We start from the raw sequence: 13,318 nt of genomic DNA, 5'->3' as shown, positions 1-13,318 counted from the left end.
ATGTATGTATGACCGGCTGAGGCTATGGTACAATAATGACAGGTTTATTTCGCGATACGAAAATATGTGTACGGACCGCCATCCGCTGACCTTAGGTTTTCCGCGGACACAAGGGAACGGGATTGGGCATCGTCCGGCATATTTGGTTAGCAGGTCAGCGAGCGCATTCAAAATGCTGATCTGCTTACCGCGTTATTGAAAAACAAATAGTGTAATGGTAAGATAAAACTTAAAGTAATTCGGGCTTTGTATACGTAAGGATCCTGTCCTTTTTCCATGGAGGGCAGTTTTTAAGTGGTAAATCACGACATTACTGAAACAGCAATTAGAAGGAGTTTGAATAATTTGACTATAACGTTTCAAGATTTTCAATTAAGTTCTGATCTCATGAAGGCAATTAACCGTATGGGATTTGAAGAAGCAACGCCGATTCAGGCACAAACGATTCCGCTCGGACTTTCAAATAAAGATGTCATTGGACAAGCGCAAACAGGTACAGGTAAAACAGCTGCGTTTGGTATACCCCTTGTTGAGAAAATTAACCCCGAGTCTCCTAATATTCAAGCAATCGTAATCGCACCAACCCGTGAATTAGCCATTCAAGTATCTGAAGAATTATATAAAATCGGACAAGATAAACGTGCGAAAGTTCTTCCTATTTACGGTGGACAGGATATTGGACGACAAATCCGGGCGTTAAAGAAAAATCCGCATATCATTGTCGGAACACCGGGACGTCTTCTTGACCACATTAACCGCCGCACGATTCGTTTAAACAATGTAAATACAGTTGTAATGGATGAAGCGGATGAAATGCTGAATATGGGGTTCATCGACGACATCGAATCTATTCTTTCAAATGTGCCGAGCGAGCATCAGACGCTTCTGTTCTCAGCTACAATGCCAGCGCCGATCAAACGCATTGCAGAGCGTTTCATGACTGAGCCTGAACACGTAAAAGTAAAAGCAAAAGAAATGACTGTTTCTAACATTCAGCAGTTCTATTTGGAAGTGCAGGAGCGTAAAAAGTTCGACACACTGACTCGTCTTCTTGACATCCAGTCTCCTGAGCTTGCGATCGTATTCGGACGTACAAAACGCCGTGTTGATGAACTGGCAGAAGCCCTGAACCTTCGCGGATATGCAGCTGAAGGAATTCACGGTGATTTAACGCAGGCGAAACGTATGGTTGCGCTTCGCAAATTTAAAGAAGGTGCAATCGAAGTACTTGTTGCAACTGATGTTGCAGCTCGCGGACTCGATATCTCAGGTGTTACACACGTGTACAACTTCGACGTGCCTCAAGATCCTGAAAGCTATGTTCACCGTATCGGAAGAACAGGCCGCGCAGGTAAAACAGGTATGGCGATGACGTTTATCACGCCGCGTGAGAAAAGCATGCTTCGCGCAATTGAACAAACAACGAAACGAAAAATGGATCGCATGAAAGAGCCGACACTTGATGAAGCGTTAGAAGGCCAGCAGCAGGTTACAGTTGATCGTCTTCGTACGACAATCAGCGAAAACAACTTGAACTTCTACATGACAGCGGCAGCTGAGCTGCTTGAAGATCATGATGCAGTGACAGTGGTTGCAGCGGCTATCAAAATGGCTACAAAAGAGCCGGATAGCACACCAGTTCGCTTAACAGACGAAGCGCCGATGATCAGCAAACGCTACAAAAACCAACGCACTTCTAAACGCAGAGACGGACAAGGCGGCGGTTACCGCGGCGGTAAAGGGAAAAGCAACAACCGTTCTTCCTATGATAAAAAGCGTTCAAACGATCGCCGTTCTTCAGGTGACAGACGCCAGAAAAAATCATACTAATTCTGTAAAGAATTTAAGAGCCTAAAACATGAGTTGTTTTGGGCTTTTTTTATGTTCAAAAATTCATGGCCATTAAGCAAACTTTCAGCTGACGGCACCGCTTTTTCTATGTATGCTTAAAGATGAAACTTTTTCTGCATAAGTGCGTATAAGTAACGATGAGAAAAACGGGAGGTAGGTATTTTGAGAAAGCAGCCAAAAAACCAAATCAGTCCAGACGGATTAAAGGTTTGGCGACTTCAAGAGATAATCATTTCCGCTGTCTGCTTGCTTATTGTCATAGCAGTTGCAGTGTTAAGTTATTTTTTCCATTGGCCGTACTGGATCAGCGGCGTGCTCGGCGCAGTTTGGCTGCTGGGTTCGGTTGTGACGATTTATCTGATTCCAAAGATCCGGCACAAAGTGTGGCGTTATGAAGTCCATGAAAACGAAATAGATATTCAATCAGGTATCTTTGTTGTGACACGCGTGATCGTGCCGATGGTCAGGGTTCAGCACGTAGACACCTCACAAGGGCCGTTATTAAGAAAATACAATCTGGCAACAGTGAAAATCTCCACGGCAGCAACTGTGCATTCAATTCCTGCTTTAGAGATGGAGGAAGCGGATCAGCTGAGAGACTCCATTTCGCGCCTGGCAAGGGTGACTGACGATGATGTCTGAACCGAAACGCCTTCACCCGGCGGCAGTCATTTTGAATTTATCCCATACCATTATTCAAACGATAAAAAATATTATTCTGCCATTCTTTTTTGTGTATATCGTCAACTCTAATCACACTGTCCGTTTGTACGGAGCCATCGCGCTCGGCGTTTTGTTCATCTGGCTCGTGGCAGCAAGCATCATCAAATGGAGAAAGTTTTCCTATCGAATCGAAGATGATGAATTCAGAATCGAGGAAGGCTTGTTTGTGACGAAAAAGAGGTATATATCGATTGACCGGATTCAAACGATGAATACGAGTGCGGGTGTGGTCCAGCAAATTTTCAAGCTTGTCAAACTGCAAATTGAAACGGCCGGCGGCGGCAAAGAGGCGGAAGCGGTATTGTCGGCTATTTCAGTTGAAGAAGCTGAAAGAATCAAAGAAGCCGTATTTAAGAAAAAAGCAGAAAGAAATTCAATCGATACCGATGAAGGCTTGTCGGGAGAGAAAGAGGCCCTCCCGGATGCAGAGCCGCAGGTGAACTACAGCATGAATGCAAAAGAATTACTTATGGCCGCTTCAACTTCCGGAGGAATCGGCGTAATTATCTCTGCTGTATTTGCGCTCATTTCTCAGCTGGATGAGGTGCTGCCGATGGATTGGCTCTTCAAAAAATTCTCCTTTCTGCAGCACGCCAACATAGGCATATACGCCGTGCTTATATTTATTGGTTTGTTTATCACCTGGATTCTCAGCATAGCCGGCATGATGTTCAAATATGCTAACTTTCAAATCGTTAAAAAAGAGCAGGAATTGGTGATTTCAAGGGGTATTATTGAAAAACACCAAGTCACCATACCGCTTCGCAAAATACAAGCCATCAAAATAAAAGAAAACATCATCCGCCAGCTTTTCGGTTATGCGACGGTGTCAATCGTCAGCGCGGGCGGAGGAGGAGATCCGGAAAAAGCAGAGGGCGCTTCGACCATTCTGTTTCCGATGATTCACAAAAAAAAGCTTCCCGGCATGCTGCGTACTTTTACGCCGGAATACACGCTGGAAGAAAATCGCCGCCATCTGCCGCGGCGCGCACTGAAGCGGTACTTATTCCGCTCAATCATTTTCTCCATCTTTTTCATCATTCCGCTGTGTATTTTCTTTCAGCCATGGGGTTATCTCTCGATTGTTCTGCTGCCGATTGAATTGTTTTTCGGGTATCTTGCTTATAAAGATGCTGCCTGGGTGATCAGCGGAGAACGTCTCCAGCTGACATCGAGATTTATCGGCAGAACGACTGCAATTGTGTTGAGAAAGCGAATGCAGGTATGCAAAGCGAGCCAATCTTATTTTCAAAAGAAGGGGAAGCTGTATACCATTTCCACCTCGGTAAAATCGTCAAGCCATATGGAAGAATTAACGGTGAGAGATGTGGGAGAAGAGGATGCAGATCTCATTTTAAACTGGTACTCATATGAAAAAGCGGACGGTTAATACCGCCGCTCTTTTTTTTGCACACATAAAAAAGACAGGAGAAACCCGCCGCAAAGTCCAAACAGGTGGGCCATCATGTTAATATTGGAGTTGATAAACGACATGAGAACGGCAAAGGCAAGCAATATGATAATCATTTTGGAGTTGTCCTGCCCGATCAGCTCTTTACGATAAAGAACCATAAACAGATAAACGCCGAACAGCCCGAAGATCGCGCCGGAAGCTCCGACATGCACATAATCAAGCGGTTCTGTAAAATACGTGCCGATGTTTCCGATCATTCCGGATCCTGCATACACAAGAAGGAAACGCGCTTTTCCAAGCATTCGTTCCAGAGCCGGCGCAAATAAAAAGATGGACATTGAATTAAACAGCAGATGGGTAAACCCTGCGTGAAGGAAAATCGGCGTGACCAGCCGCCACCATTCACCGTTAGCGACGCCAAGGTTATAGCCTGTGACAGCGTCTCTCCACAACACGACTGAAGGAACAGGAAGTGAAAAGAACAGCCAGAGAGCGGCCTGAGCAGCCAATATAAAGGTGACAACGGGATAAAGCCTGATAAAGGTTTGAAAGTTTTCAGTCCGTATAAACATGCCGAGCCCCATTTCATCATTTTGGTATTTCTATAGTAACACGTTTATGAGACAAACCATTCAAATAGTACAAGCGCAAAGGAGGGTGTAAAACATGATTTACGGTATAGGATTAGACATCGTGGAGCTTAAGCGGATCGCTGCAATGGCCGACCGCCAGAAACGATTTGCCGAGCGTATTTTAACAGGCGGCGAACTTGCTCAGTATCATGAGCTTTCTGAGAAAAGAAAAATTGAATTTCTCTCAGGAAGATTTGCGGCAAAAGAAGCTTTTTCGAAAGCATTCGGCACAGGAATAGGCAAGAATCTAAGTTTTCAAGACATTGAAGTGACAAAAGATTCGAATGGCAAGCCTTTTATTGTTTGCGCAAAGCTGAGCCAAGCCGCGGTTCATGTGTCAATCACTCATACGAAGGAATATGCGGCTGCGCAGGTTGTCATTGAAAGGTTGTCAAGCTAGTCTGCATATTAGGGACACCCCTCTCATATATTTGATAATGCATTAAGGGAGACGAGTTGTTTGAGGCTTTTATGGTACGCCTCTGTTCTGTTTAACCGTGTACCGAGCGTACCGTTAAAGTCAAACAAGCGATTTCTTCCTTTTACATCAATTGAGAAAAAGGGGTTGAAAAAGGTGAGAAAAAGCTTTGTTTTGCTTTTAACGGGACTGCTGGCTGTCCTTATTCTTTCTGCCTGCGGACAAAAATCACAGGAAGATGTCGTTACTGGGCTGGACGAGAAGGCGAAAGAATATACCTCGTACAAAGCAAAAGCAAAAATGACCATTGAGACAGGGAGTGACCCGCAAGTATACAATGTGGAAATCTGGCACAAAAAACCGTCTCTGTACCGGGTCTATCTGGAAAATCCGAAAAAGGACCAAAACCAAGTCATTTTACGAAATGAAAACGGAGTATTTGTTCTCACACCGTCTTTAAATAAGAGCTTCAGGTTTCAAAGCGACTGGCCAAACAACAGCAGCCAAGTCTACTTGTTTGAATCGCTTGTAAAGGATATTCAAAACGATTCGGATGCAGTCTTCACTTCAAAAGAATCAGAATACGTATTTGAAACAAAAACGAACTATCAGCATAACAAAATGCTTCCGACACAAGAAATCACATTTAACAAGAAGGACATGAGCCCGCTATCTGTCAAAGTCATGGATACCGACCGAAAAGTGATGGTGAAAGTAGAGTTCAGCAGCTTCCAATTCAATAAGCAATTCGACAAAGAGTCCTTTGATGAAAAGAAAAATATGACCCTTTCTCAAATGGATGTCGCCACTAGCGCGAAGCCTTCCGACTCTTTTGCCGTCAAAACGCCGCTTGAACTGCCGCTAGGCGTAAAACTGCTTGAAGAAAAAGATATTTCAACGGAAGATGGCAAGCGCGTCATCATGACTTACGGCGGAGAAAAATCGTTTACCTTAATTCAGGAGAAAGCCCAGGTTGCGAAAGCGTCCTCCTCAGTCACGCTGAACGCGGAACCGGTTAATCTCGGCTACACAATCGGAGCTTTGTCAGATGCTTCGCTAACATGGACTTACGAAGGTGTGGATTATCTTCTGTCATCTAAAGATCTGTCACAAGAGGAGATGGTGACAGTCGCCAAAAGCATGAAGGGACAATCATCCAAATAATCTCCTAAAGGCCGAATCAAATTTGGCCTTTTTTTCGTCAGGCAGAATTTCACTTTGCCCTATAATTTTAGTATGATATGTAAATGATATTGAATAAACGCTAGGAAGTGTCATAAATGAGCGCAAAACCTTTTTACAGAGACACGTGGGCGGAAATTGACCTGTCCGCGATTAAAGAAAATGTCAGTAATATGAAAAAACACATCGGTGAACAAGTCCACCTGATGGCGGTTGTGAAAGCAAATGCCTACGGACATGGGGATGCAGAAGTAGCGAAGGCGGCTCTAGAGTCAGGTGCCTCATGTTTAGCCGTGGCGATCTTGGATGAAGCGATTTCTCTTCGCCAGCGGGGCCTGAAAGCGCCTATATTGGTGCTCGGCGCGGTTCCTCCGGAGTATGTGAAAATCGCGGCGGAATACGACGTGACGTTAACGGGTTATTCTGTTGAATGGCTTCAGGAAGCTGCGCGCCACCTCAAGAAAGCTTCCCTTCATTTTCATCTGAAAGTCGATACGGGAATGAACAGGCTTGGCGTAAAAACAGAAGAAGAGATTCATCACGTGATGAAAATTCTGGAGCGCAACCCGGGCTTAAAATGCAAAGGGGTCTTCACTCATTTTGCGACTGCTGATGAAAAACAAAGAGACTACTTTCTGATGCAGTTTGAACGCTTTAAAGAATTGATTGCTCCTCTGCCTTTAAAGAAACTGATGGTTCACTGCGCAAACAGCGCCGCCGGCCTGCGTCTGAAAAAAGGCTTTTTTAACGCGGTCAGATTTGGCATCGGCATGTACGGCCTGCGTCCGTCAGCGGAAATTACCGATGAAATCCCGTTTAAACTGCGTCCCGCATTCACCCTGCATTCGACCCTGTCGCATGTCAAAAAGGTACATAAAGGGGAAAGTGTCAGCTACGGGGCGGAATATACAGCGGAAAAAGACACATGGATCGGAACGGTGCCCGTAGGCTATGCGGACGGCTGGCTCCGCCAATTAAAGGGAACAGAGATACTCGTGAAAGGAAAACGGCTGAAAATCGCCGGCCGAATCTGCATGGACCAATTTATGGTGGAGCTGGATCAGGAATATCCGCCGGGCTCAAAAGTCACATTGATCGGCTGCCAGGGGGATGAATATATTTCCATGGATGAGGTCGCAGGCAGGCTCGAAACCATTAACTACGAGGTGGCTTGTACAATAAGTTCCCGCGTTCCCCGTATGTTTTTGGAAAATGGGAGTATAATGGAAGTAAGAAACCCTTTATTGCAGGGGAATGCAAGCGAATAGCTCATATCACGATAGAGAATTTTTAAAACAGCTTTGCTTGAAGAGTGAATAATGGTATCATTATCACTGGATGGATAAAAGAGTCGTATCCGTAAGTTTGGTGGAGGTGTATGTTTTTTGTCTGAATCCAGCGCAAGAACCGAAATGAAAATCAGCTTGCCCGAAAACCTAGTAGCTGAATTGGATGGTGTAGCGATGCGGGAGAAACGAAGCAGAAACGAACTGATATCACAAGCAGTGAGAGCCTATGTCAGCGAACGAACAACTCGTCACAACCGTGATTTGATGAGACGCGGCTATATGGAAATGGCGAAAATCAACCTGAACATTTCTTCCGAGGCTCACTTTGCGGAGTGCGAGGCTGAAACGACAGTTGAGCGCTTAGTCAGCGGAGGATAATCATTTGATTGTGAAACGCGGCGATGTTTATTTTGCTGATTTATCTCCTGTTGTTGGCTCAGAGCAAGGCGGGGTGCGCCCGGTTTTAGTGATCCAAAATGACATCGGAAATCGCTTCAGCCCAACTGCTATTGTTGCAGCCATAACAGCCCAAATACAGAAAGCGAAATTACCAACCCACGTCGAAATTGATGCAAAACGCTACGGTTTTGAAAGAGATTCCGTTATTTTGCTGGAGCAAATTCGGACGATTGACAAGCAAAGGTTAACGGATAAGATTACTCATCTGGATGATGAAATGATGGATAAGGTTGATGAAGCCTTACAGATCAGTTTGGCACTCATTGATTTTTAGTAATATTTGCCTGGTTGCTCAAATAGAGCAACTTTTTTTGTTTTCAAAAAACATTAACGATATAATAGTGGAATAAGAAAAAATATGTTGTTTTTTATCGGGAGGTAAGCGAATTTGATGTCGAATCAGACTGTCTATCAGTTCATAGCCGAGAATCAAAATGAACTGCTTCAATTGTGGACTGACACACTAAAAGAATTAAGTGAACAAGAATCATATCAGCTGACTGACCAAGTTTATGAAAATATATCTAAAGAATATATCGACATTCTGCTTTCATCTGTTAATGATGAAAGCGCTGCTGAAAGCCAAATCAGCGAACTGGCCCTGAGAGCCGTCCAAATCGGACTTTCTTTGAAGTTTCTGGCTACGGCGCTGGCTGAATTCTGGAAGCGTCTCTACACGAAGATGAACGATAAGAGATTGCCAGATCAAGAGAGTACGGAATTAATCTGGCAGATTGACCGCTTCTTCAGTCCGATTAATACAGAAATTTTTAATCAGTACTCCATCTCATGGGAAAAAACAGTATCCCTGCAAAAAATCGCACTGCAGGAGCTTTCTGCGCCGCTGATCCCGGTTTTTGAAAATATAACGGTCATGCCGCTGGTCGGAACGATTGATACGGAACGCGCAAAACGAATTATGGAGAATCTGCTTAACGGCGTTGTCAAACACCGTTCCCAAGTCGTGCTGATCGATATTACCGGTGTGCCTGTCGTCGATACGATGGTTGCCCATCATATTATTCAGGCGTCTGAAGCGGTAAGGCTTGTCGGAGCGAAATGCCTGCTCGCCGGAATCCGTCCGGAAATTGCTCAGACCATCGTCAATCTGGGCATTGATTTATCCCAAGTTATTACTAAGAATACCCTGCAAAAAGGAATTCAAACAGCATTGGAAATGACGGATCGAAAAATCGTTTCATTGGGGGAATAACATTGTGAGACATCCAAAAATCCCGATCTTGAAACTGTATAATTGCTTATTAGTGTCCATTCAATGGGAACTTGATGACCAGACAGCATTAACCTTTCAAGAAGATTTATTAAATAAAATATACGAAACAGGTGCCAACGGGGTCGTCATTGACCTGACATCTGTGGACATGATTGATTCATTTATCGCCAAAGTGCTGGGCGATGTCATCACAATGTCTAAGTTAATGGGCGCAAAAGTTGTCTTAACAGGCATTCAGCCCGCCGTTGCGGTGACGCTGATTGAACTTGGAATCGCGCTTGAGGAAATCGAAACGGCGCTCGACTTAGAGCAAGGGCTTGAGACATTGAAGCGGGAATTGGGGGAATAGCGAATGAACGACCAATCCTGTGTAAAGATCATGACAGAATGGGATATCGTGGCCGCCAGACAGCTTGGGCGAAACGTTGCAAAAGAGCTGGGTTTCGGCACTGTAGACCAGGCAAGGATTACAACGGCTATATCAGAATTAGCCAGGAACATTTATTTATATGCCGGCAAAGGCCAGATTGGAATTGAACAGGTCGCAGACAGAGGAAAAAAGGGCCTGAAAATTATAGCGGAAGACAAAGGGCCGGGAATTCCTGATATCCGAAAAGTCATGGAAGACGGGTTTTCAACGTCAGGCGGACTGGGAGCGGGACTTCCCGGCGTGAAAAGGCTGATGGATGAATTTAGCTTAAATTCCGTAACGGGGGAAGGAACAGAGATACAAGCCATCAAATGGCTTCGGTAGGAGGTTAGAAAGTGGATTTTAGGGAGGTTATTGAGCAGCGGTACCATCAGCTGCTTAGCCGATATATAGCCGAATTAACAGAAACATCTTTATATCAAGCCCAAAAATTCAGCCGAAAAACAATCGAGCATCAAATTCCTCCGGAAGAAATCATCAGCATTCACCGAAAAGTGCTGAAGGAGCTGTATCCGAGTCTCCCGGAAGATGTTTTTCATTCGCTGGATTTTTTAATAGAAGTCATGATTGGATATGGAATGGCTTATCAGGAGCATCAAACCCTCAGAGGGATACAGCAGGAAATTAAATCAGAAATTGAAATCGCAGCTAATGTACAGCAGACGCTTCTGGGAACAAAAATTCCAGAGGAAGAAGCGCTGGACATTGGTGCGATCAGTGTGCCCGCCAAACAGATGAGCGGTGATTATTACCATTTTGTTAAAGACAAAGAGTCCATTAATATTGCCATTGCTGACGTCATCGGCAAAGGAATTCCGGCAGCTTTATGTATGTCTATGATTAAATACGCGATGGATTCTTTGCCGGAAACGGGCATTCACCCTTCACAGGTGCTGAAAAACTTGAATCGTGTTGTTGAACAAAACGTTGATGCCAGTATGTTTATTACGATGTTTTATGCCAATTACAATACGGACAATCATCGATTTACATATGCTTCAGCGGGGCATGAACCGGGATTCTACTATTCTCAAAAAGACAATGCATTTTACGATTTAGAAGCTAAAGGGCTGGTTCTTGGGATCTCGCAGGATTATGACTACCGGCAATTTGACCAGTATCTCGAAAAAGGAGATATGATTGTTTTATTTTCTGACGGCGTTACAGAATGCAGGACGGAAAACGGTTTCTTGGAGCGTCTCGATATACAGAAGCTCATTGAGGAACATATGTGTTGCTCTGCGCAGGAAATGGTCAAAAACATATATGACAGCCTCCTCAAATTGCAGGATTTTCAGCTTCACGATGATTTTACGTTAATTGTTTTAAGAAGAAAGGTTTAGCGATTGCCAGCCGAGGGTATACAACAACTATGATTTAAAGGATACTTTGAGGTGATATGAATGAATATAAATGTTGATGTGCGACAGAATGTGAATGATATACAAGTAAACATTGCAGGAGAAATTGATGTGTATTCAGCTCCGGTTCTCAGAGAAAAACTCGTTCCTCTGGCAGAACAAGGCGCTGACTTAAGGATTTGCCTGAAGGATGTCAGCTACATGGACAGTACCGGGCTTGGCGTCTTTGTAGGTGTATTTAAAACAGTGAAAAAACAAGGTGGTTCGCTCAAGCTTGAAAATCTGTCTGACCGCCTGATCCGTCTGTTTGAAATTACAGGTCTAAAGGACATCATTGATATTTCTGCAAAGTCAGAAGGTGGAGTGCAATGAAGAACAAAGCTGATTACATCGAAATGAAAGTGCCGGCTCAGCCTGAATACGTAGGAATTATACGGCTGACTCTGTCAGGCGTCGCAAGCAGAATGGGCTATACGTACGATGAAATTGAAGATTTGAAAATCGCAGTGAGCGAAGCGTGTACAAATGCGGTTCAGCACGCATATAAAGAAGACAAAAACGGGGAAGTGTCAATCCGATTCGGTGTGTTCGAGGATCGTTTAGAGGTCATTGTGGCCGATGAAGGCGACAGCTTTGATTTTGATGAAAAGCAGCAGGATCTTGGGCCGTACACACCTTCACACACAGTCGATCAATTATCAGAAGGAGGGCTCGGTCTATATTTAATGGAAACGCTCATGGATGAAGTCAGAGTGCAAAACAACTCCGGCGTCACCGTAGCGATGACAAAGTATTTAAATGGGGAGCGAGTTGATCATGACACAACCATCAAAAACTACGAAACTAACTAAGGATGAAGTCGATCGGCTCATAAGCGATTACCAAACAAAACAAGATGAACAGGCGCAAGAAACGCTTGTGCAGGTGTATACAAATCTGGTTGATATGCTTGCGAAGAAATACTCAAAGGGCAAAAGCTTCCACGAAGATCTCCGCCAGGTCGGCATGATCGGGCTTCTCGGCGCAATAAAACGCTACGATCCCGTGGTGGGCAAATCGTTTGAAGCTTTTGCGATCCCGACAATTATCGGGGAGATTAAACGTTTCCTTAGAGATAAGACGTGGAGCGTTCATGTTCCGAGACGAATCAAAGAACTGGGGCCGAGAATCAAAATGGCGGTCGATCAGCTGACGACAGAAACACAAAGGTCGCCGAAAGTGGAAGAGATTGCTGAATTCCTCGATGTATCAGAGGAAGAGGTTCTTGAAACCATGGAGATGGGCAAAAGCTATCAAGCCTTATCTGTCGATCACAGCATTGAAGCAGATGCGGACGGAAGCACAGTTACCATTCTCGATATCGTCGGATCACAGGAGGATGGATATGAACGGGTGAACCAGCAAATGATGCTGCAAAGCGTGCTTCATGTCCTTTCAGACCGTGAAAAACAAATCATAGACCTAACGTACATTCAAAACAAAAGCCAAAAAGAAACTGGGGACATTCTCGGTATATCTCAAATGCACGTCTCGCGTCTGCAGCGCAAAGCTGTGAAGAAGCTCAGAGAGGCCTTGATTGAAGATCCCTCCATGGAGTTAATGTAATGATCCAGGTTGAAGAAAACCAGCATATTCAAACCCTTGTATACCAACTGAATAAAGAAGGAAAATCCATTTGCGGCGACAGCTTTTTTATGAAAGCTGATGATAAAGAATTAATTTGTGCGGTAGCTGACGGACTTGGAAGCGGATCGCTTGCCAACGAATCTTCTTCAGCAATCAAAGACTTAGTGGAAAACTATGCGAACGAAGACGTACAAAGCATTATCGAACGCTGTAATCAGGCGATGAGAAACAAAAGAGGGGCGACAGCTTCTATCTTAAAAATCAACTTTGAACAAAGGCAGTTTACGTACTGCTCCGTCGGAAATGTACGTTTTATCCTGCATTCCCCGTCTGGTGAAAGCTTTTATCCTCTGCCGATTTCAGGCTATTTATCAGGCAAGCCGCAAAAATACAAAACGCACACCGCTACCTATGAAAAGGGTTCTAAGTTCATTATACATACAGATGGACTCAACGTACCCGATATCCGCTCCCATTTGAAAAAAGGCCAATCGGTAGAAGACATATCGAATTCGCTGAAAATGTATACGACATCGAGAAAAGACGATCTGACATATATTCTTGGGCAGCTGTCCTAGAAGAACAGAAAAAAGAAGCTGGGAAAGCCGGCTTCTTTTTTTGTGATTGATTATTAAAAAGGGACTTGCGGAACTTTCTGAGCGGCGGCTTACAGGAACTCTTAAAAAATGAATAAAAATA

General features: G+C 44.2%; 17 protein-coding genes. 16 read left to right on the top strand and 1 reads right to left on the bottom strand.

Going from position 1 to position 13,318, the window contains the following annotated elements:
• Positions 1–345: 345 nt before the first annotated feature.
• From cshA to M1D69_RS18580, 3 genes are all read left to right on the top strand, one after another.
• Positions 346–1,830, top strand: coding sequence for a degradosome RNA helicase CshA (gene cshA / locus M1D69_RS18590; RefSeq protein WP_142389218.1), 1,485 nt, complete (start codon positions 346–348; stop codon positions 1,828–1,830).
• A gap of 183 nt (positions 1,831–2,013) precedes the next feature.
• A complete protein-coding gene (locus M1D69_RS18585) occupies positions 2,014–2,493 on the top strand; it encodes a PH domain-containing protein (RefSeq protein ID WP_069487528.1) in 480 nt (159 codons plus the stop codon).
• The gene (locus M1D69_RS18580; protein ID WP_458105239.1) at positions 2,483–3,964 is read left to right on the top strand and encodes a PH domain-containing protein; all 1,482 of its coding nucleotides are present in this window, start codon (positions 2,483–2,485) and stop codon (positions 3,962–3,964) included. The genes M1D69_RS18585 and M1D69_RS18580 overlap by 11 nt, the downstream gene beginning before the upstream one ends.
• Here the strand turns inward: M1D69_RS18580 and M1D69_RS18575 are convergent.
• Positions 3,961–4,560: a rhomboid family intramembrane serine protease gene (locus M1D69_RS18575; RefSeq protein WP_458105240.1), complete on the bottom strand. Its 600-nt coding sequence runs from the start codon at positions 4,558–4,560 to the stop codon at positions 3,961–3,963. The genes M1D69_RS18580 and M1D69_RS18575 overlap by 4 nt on opposite strands.
• A 94-nt stretch (positions 4,561–4,654) precedes the next feature.
• On the opposite strand from M1D69_RS18575, the gene acpS reads away from it, so the two are divergent.
• From acpS to rsbX, 13 genes are all read left to right on the top strand, one after another.
• Positions 4,655–5,020: a holo-ACP synthase gene (gene acpS, locus M1D69_RS18570; protein ID WP_059334533.1), complete on the top strand. Its 366-nt coding sequence runs from the start codon at positions 4,655–4,657 to the stop codon at positions 5,018–5,020.
• A gap of 165 nt (positions 5,021–5,185) precedes the next feature.
• A complete protein-coding gene (locus tag M1D69_RS18565) occupies positions 5,186–6,202 on the top strand; it encodes a LolA family protein (protein ID WP_082687822.1) in 1,017 nt (338 codons plus the stop codon).
• Between the two features lie 116 nt (positions 6,203–6,318).
• Positions 6,319–7,488, top strand: a complete 1,170-nt coding sequence (gene alr / locus M1D69_RS18560) for an alanine racemase (protein WP_458105241.1) — start codon at positions 6,319–6,321, stop codon at positions 7,486–7,488.
• A gap of 117 nt (positions 7,489–7,605) precedes the next feature.
• The gene (endB, locus tag M1D69_RS18555; RefSeq protein ID WP_003225183.1) at positions 7,606–7,887 is read left to right on the top strand and encodes a type II toxin-antitoxin system antitoxin EndoAI; all 282 of its coding nucleotides are present in this window, start codon (positions 7,606–7,608) and stop codon (positions 7,885–7,887) included.
• A gap of 4 nt (positions 7,888–7,891) precedes the next feature.
• Complete coding sequence (ndoA, locus tag M1D69_RS18550) at positions 7,892–8,242, top strand: type II toxin-antitoxin system endoribonuclease NdoA (RefSeq protein WP_003156187.1); 351 nt, start codon at positions 7,892–7,894, stop codon at positions 8,240–8,242.
• A gap of 114 nt (positions 8,243–8,356) precedes the next feature.
• Positions 8,357–9,181 (top strand): RsbT co-antagonist protein RsbRA, encoded by an 825-nt coding sequence (rsbRA, locus tag M1D69_RS18545; protein ID WP_081638235.1) that lies wholly within the window; start codon positions 8,357–8,359, stop codon positions 9,179–9,181.
• Between the two features lie 4 nt (positions 9,182–9,185).
• Positions 9,186–9,551, top strand: coding sequence for an RsbT antagonist protein RsbS (gene rsbS / locus M1D69_RS18540; protein ID WP_003225190.1), 366 nt, complete (start codon positions 9,186–9,188; stop codon positions 9,549–9,551).
• Positions 9,552–9,554: 3 nt separating this feature from the next.
• The gene (rsbT, locus tag M1D69_RS18535) at positions 9,555–9,956 is read left to right on the top strand and encodes a serine/threonine-protein kinase RsbT (RefSeq protein WP_024714447.1); all 402 of its coding nucleotides are present in this window, start codon (positions 9,555–9,557) and stop codon (positions 9,954–9,956) included.
• Positions 9,957–9,967: 11 nt separating this feature from the next.
• Positions 9,968–10,975 carry a phosphoserine phosphatase RsbU gene (gene rsbU, locus M1D69_RS18530; RefSeq protein WP_044161721.1) on the top strand — a complete coding sequence of 336 codons (1,008 nt, stop codon included), beginning with the start codon at positions 9,968–9,970 and terminating at the stop codon, positions 10,973–10,975.
• Positions 10,976–11,035: 60 nt separating this feature from the next.
• Positions 11,036–11,365, top strand: a complete 330-nt coding sequence (rsbV, locus tag M1D69_RS18525; protein WP_024120301.1) for an anti-sigma factor antagonist RsbV — start codon at positions 11,036–11,038, stop codon at positions 11,363–11,365.
• The gene (rsbW, locus tag M1D69_RS18520; RefSeq protein WP_024120302.1) at positions 11,362–11,844 is read left to right on the top strand and encodes an anti-sigma B factor RsbW; all 483 of its coding nucleotides are present in this window, start codon (positions 11,362–11,364) and stop codon (positions 11,842–11,844) included. The genes rsbV and rsbW overlap by 4 nt, the downstream gene beginning before the upstream one ends.
• Positions 11,810–12,598: an RNA polymerase sigma factor SigB gene (gene sigB, locus M1D69_RS18515; protein ID WP_024120303.1), complete on the top strand. Its 789-nt coding sequence runs from the start codon at positions 11,810–11,812 to the stop codon at positions 12,596–12,598. Before rsbW ends, sigB begins: the two co-directional genes overlap by 35 nt.
• On the top strand, positions 12,598–13,197 hold the full coding sequence (gene rsbX, locus M1D69_RS18510; protein WP_024120304.1) for a phosphoserine phosphatase RsbX: 600 nt from the start codon (positions 12,598–12,600) through the stop codon (positions 13,195–13,197). The genes sigB and rsbX overlap by 1 nt, the downstream gene beginning before the upstream one ends.
• Positions 13,198–13,318 lie beyond the last annotated feature (121 nt).

The sequence above is a fragment of the Bacillus sp. PK3-037 genome (assembly GCF_054161355.1).
The sequence above is the reverse complement of the archived record's forward strand: the minus strand, read 5'-3'. Positions and strand labels throughout refer to the sequence as shown.